The organism is Bradyrhizobium sp. YR681 (assembly GCF_000282615.1).
Classification (GTDB): domain Bacteria; phylum Pseudomonadota; class Alphaproteobacteria; order Rhizobiales; family Xanthobacteraceae; genus Bradyrhizobium.
The window spans coordinates 1-4,160 of sequence record NZ_AKIY01000057.1; the positions used below are offsets into that span (position 1 = coordinate 1).

4 protein-coding genes are annotated in these 4,160 nt (G+C 66.0%); 2 read left to right on the top strand and 2 right to left on the bottom strand.

Annotated features, from left to right (window positions below; all coding sequences use genetic code 11):
* Together PMI42_RS07580 and PMI42_RS07585 are read right to left on the bottom strand one after the other, a co-directional pair.
* A partial coding sequence (locus tag PMI42_RS07580) for a metallophosphoesterase family protein (protein WP_008132236.1) occupies positions 1–1,494 on the bottom strand: 1,494 nt, incomplete at its 3' end.
* A 288-nt stretch (positions 1,495–1,782) separates the two neighbouring features.
* Positions 1,783–1,986, bottom strand: coding sequence for a hypothetical protein (locus PMI42_RS07585; protein ID WP_008132239.1), 204 nt, complete (start codon positions 1,984–1,986; stop codon positions 1,783–1,785).
* Positions 1,987–2,189: 203 nt separating this feature from the next.
* Here PMI42_RS07585 and PMI42_RS07590 point away from each other — a divergent pair, with 203 nt between their 5' ends.
* A complete protein-coding gene (locus tag PMI42_RS07590) occupies positions 2,190–3,563 on the top strand; it encodes a leucyl aminopeptidase family protein (RefSeq protein ID WP_008132240.1) in 1,374 nt (457 codons plus the stop codon).
* The coding region (locus tag PMI42_RS07595; RefSeq protein ID WP_008132241.1) for a C40 family peptidase at positions 3,556–4,160 on the top strand (605 nt) is incomplete at its 3' end. The genes PMI42_RS07590 and PMI42_RS07595, both read left to right, overlap by 8 nt.

The following is a 4,160-nucleotide window of genomic DNA, read 5'->3' on the forward strand; positions in this document are numbered from 1 at the left end:
TGTCTGCGGCGGCATCGGCCCGCCGAGACCGAGATCGAGGCCGAAGGCCTTCACCTGCTCGTTCAGCTCCCGCAGCAATTGCAGCCGTTGCCGGGCCAGCGCCTCGGCATCGAGACCCTCACGCGGCGTCCCGGGCCATTCGCGCCGGAGATCGTCGCGATTGACCAGACGCCTGGCACGGAGTTCGTCGAGCCGGAACGGATCGATGCCGAGCACATCGGCGCACTGCCCGATCAGCCGGCGCAGCAGCACTGTCACCGCAGCGGGCGCCTCGACGTCATGCTTGCGGCCCGTCCTTGCGATCTTGCCCTCGAGGTCGGCCCAGGCATGGGAGGTGACGAGACAGGTGTGGAGCACGCTCGACCAGTTCACCTCGCCATCGACGTAGAAGGCACGGCGCATCAGGAGCCGGCGGGCCAGTGCCGTGACCTGCTCCGGCTTCAGCGTCGCGAACGAGGCGATCTCGATCATCGATTGGAACGCCGGGTCGCGCGAATAATCCCGCCCTGCCGGCAGGCTGATGACGCCGTCCGGCAGGTTCGAATCGAGCAGGCGGAAGCCGCCGTCATTGCGCGGCCGCGAGTGCCGGGTGATCGCGAAACCATATTCGGAATTGCCGGCCTGGGATATCGGCCCGAAATGGATGATGTTGAAGCCGGCATCGTCGCCGGCCTGCCCGGTCGAGGACGGACAGGACAGCACATAGATCGTGCGCCAGAACGCCGCGTCGTCCTTGCTCCGCGTCGCACGCGGATCGGGAATCGAATAGCGGGTCAGTCCCTCGACATGCCGGTGACCATGCAGCACCAGATCGACGTTGAGCGAGGTCGCCGCCTCGAGGAAGGTCGCGGGCGCGGCAAGATACATCAGCGGCTCGTCGGGCACGCCGAGAAACCGCTTTCCTTCGCCGGTCGCCTGCGGCAGCGGATGATGGTGCAGCGCCAGCACCCGCACCAGGTTTTCCGCCGGCTCGGCATAATCGGCACGACCGGCCGATCCAAGACTGCCCGCGAGCTCGACGCTCAGCCGGGCGGAATCGGCAACCATGGCGTTGTAGGCGTTCTGGTCGATATTGCCGCTCGCAAGCGCCGTCAGGCTGGCGCGGTTGGAGTCCAGCAGCACCAGATCGAGCCCGGCCTGGCGGTAATAGACGCTCTTCGAGGTCCGCGGCAGATGCAGGTAGTCATAGACGTCGTGACGACCCGCTCGGCGGCTCGGACGCTTGGCATCGTGATTACCGGCGATCGCCTGGATGTCGGTGAACAGACGGGTCTGCCGGAAGGACGCGATGACGGCGAGCGCTTCGTCGAGCGCGCGCGGCGTCGGATCGTCGACGAGATCGCCCGTGATCAGCAGGATGCGATCGGGAACGTCCGCAAAGTCCGCCATCCTCTCGCGCAGAGCAGCACTGAGCGCCTCGATTGTCTCGAGCAGCCGGCCTGACCCATCCAGATGCAGGTCGGAGATCTGCGCAATAACGAACGATCTAATCATTTTGCGCCGCTCATTTGCGAATGCTGCGCCGCCCAAACGATGAGAGAAATGCCTGCGACGAACGGATTCAGACCGGTCTCGGCCCGGATGACTCCGGACAAGTCTCGACCGTGTGCCGCCGCGTTGTTGCACGCAATGCGCGCAGAGTCGCACGGAACAATCTAAAATATTCGCCGATCATGCCACAACCGCAGCGCTAGTAAAGCCCTGCGGCCGCGCGCGCGTGAACAGCAGTTCTCAACGTGGCAAGCTACGCGATCCGAGCATCGCCGGTTTCGCATCGTCCGATCAATATTCGATGGCCAGCCGCTTGCGGATTTCGTCGATGCGCCTGTCGAGTGCATCGAAACGCGCGTGTACGGAGCGGTCGTGGAGATAGAAGACGTAACCACCGGCCAGGAACGCGAAGATCCAATGGTGATGCTCGACATAGCCGAAGATCGCCTCGACGGCCTGGCCGATGAACGTGACCACGCTCCACACGAATTCCATTGCATGTCCTCCCGGCAGGCTTTGTCTTCGGCCGCCCCGCGATCGACACGTCCGGCGGCCGTTTTTCGGAACCTAGCATGGCCCCTCTGCTGCGAGTAGCGGTCCGCGGGATGGAAGCAGCAAAGCCGATTGCGGCCGCAGCAAAACTCTGCGAAGTCTGCTCCATTCGCCAATCAGCCTGATCTGACGACCCGGACCCGCCAATGCCCTCCGTCTTCGAGACCTCGCCCAACGCCATCCCGATTACCTTCGTCACCAAGTCGAGCTGGGATCAGGTCGCCGAGACGCTGCCGCCGCAGCAACGCCAGTTCGCCGCCGCGAACGGCTTCGTTGCGAAGCCCGGCGGCTATCTCGCACTGCCGACGCCGGACGGCGCGATCGCGCAGGTGCTGTTCGGCCTGGAGGACAACGGCGCAAGATCCCGCGACCTGTTCCGGCCCGGCGCCCTGCCCGGCCTGTTGCCATCAGGCACCTATCGCTTTGCCAATGCACCGCATGATGCACGACTGGCGGCGCTCGCCTTTGCACTGGGGTGCTACCGCTTCGCCCGCTACCGCAAGGCTGACAGGCCGGACGTCCGCCTCGTGCCGCCGGACGGTGTCGACGCGATCGAGATCGAGCGGATCGCCGATGCCGCGATGCTGGCGCGCGACCTCATCAACACGCCGTCCAACGACATGGGGCCGGACGAGCTCGCCGCGGCCGCGCAAGCGCTCGCCGCCGAATTCGGTGCGAGCTTTGCCTGCACCATCGGCGAGGCGTTGAAGACGAATTTTCCGCTGATCCACGCCGTCGGCATGGCCTCTGACCGCGCGCCGCGGTTGATCGACGTCGGCTGGGGCAACCCCGATCATCCCAGGGTGACGCTGGTCGGCAAGGGCGTCTGCTTCGACACCGGCGGGCTCGACCTGAAGCCGTCAAGCGGCATGCTGATCATGAAGAAGGACATGGGCGGCGCCGCCAACGTGCTGGCGCTGGCGCGCATGGTCATGGACGCCAAGCTGAAGGTTCGGCTGCGCGTGCTGATTCCGGCGGTGGAGAATGCCGTCTCCGCCAATGCCTTCCGTCCGCTCGACATTTTTACTTCGCGCAAGGGTATCACGGTCGAGATCGGCAATACCGACGCGGAAGGGCGCCTGGTGCTCGCCGACGCGCTGGCGCTCGCCGACGAGGAGAAGCCCGACCTGCTGATCGACCTCGGCACATTGACCGGCGCGGCACGCGTCGCGCTGGGGCCGGATTTACCGCCCTTTTACACCAATGATGAGACGCTGGCTGCCGACGTCGCGCGCTGCGCGGCGAAGGAGAACGATCCGTTGTGGCGCATGCCGCTGTGGCCGCCTTACGATGCCTGGCTGGACTCCAAGACCGCCACCATCACCAACGCACCCTCCGGCGGCTTCGCCGGCTCGATCATTTGCGCGCTGTTCTTGCAGCGCTTCGTCGAGCAGGCCACAAGCTGGCTGCATGTCGACATCTACGGCTGGACGCCGTCGGCGAAGCCGGCGCGCCCCGAGGGCGGCGAGTGCCAGGCCGCGCGCGCCATCTACGCCTTGCTGAGCGAGCGCTATGCATGATCCCAGAGTAACGCCGGCGCGGGCCGACCTCGCCGCGATGCACCTTGAAGGCAAGGTCAGGGCGGATCGCTTCGTCGACGGCGAGGAGTTCGAGGTGGTCGATCCGGTTGCGGCCGTTCGCGAGCAGCCATCCTCGAACGCGATGCTGATGACGGAAGCGCTGCGCGGCGAGCGCGTCACGGTCTACGACCGTAACGGCGAAGGCTGGGCGTGGGGCCAGCTCGAGGGCGACGGCTATGTCGGCTGGATTCCCGATGCCGCGCTGATGAAACCGACCGCCGCGCCGACGCACAAGGTGAGTGCGCTGCGAACATTTGCCTTCCCCGGCCCCTCGATCAAGCTGCCACCGGCAAGCACGCTGGTGCTGGGCTCGAGGATTGCGGTTTCGCGAGAGGACGGCAGTTTCGCCGTGACGCGCGACGGGGCGTTTTTGCCGAAGGCGCACCTCGCGCCGCTCGATCATCGCGAGCCGGATTTCGTCGCTGTCGCCGAGCGCTTCGTCGGCACGCCCTATCTCTGGGGCGGCAAGAGCAGCCTCGGCATCGACTGTTCGGGACTCGTGCAGGTGTCACTGACGGCCGCCGGCACCGGCTGGCC

What these genes read in the sequence shown, in the direction of transcription:
- PMI42_RS07585 (WP_008132239.1), bottom strand. Translation starts at nt 1,986, where the DNA reads ATGGAATTCGTGTGGAGCGTGGTCACGTTCATCGGCCAGGCCGTCGAG.
- PMI42_RS07590 (WP_008132240.1), top strand. Translation starts at nt 2,190, where the DNA reads ATGCCCTCCGTCTTCGAGACCTCGCCCAACGCCATCCCGATTACCTTC.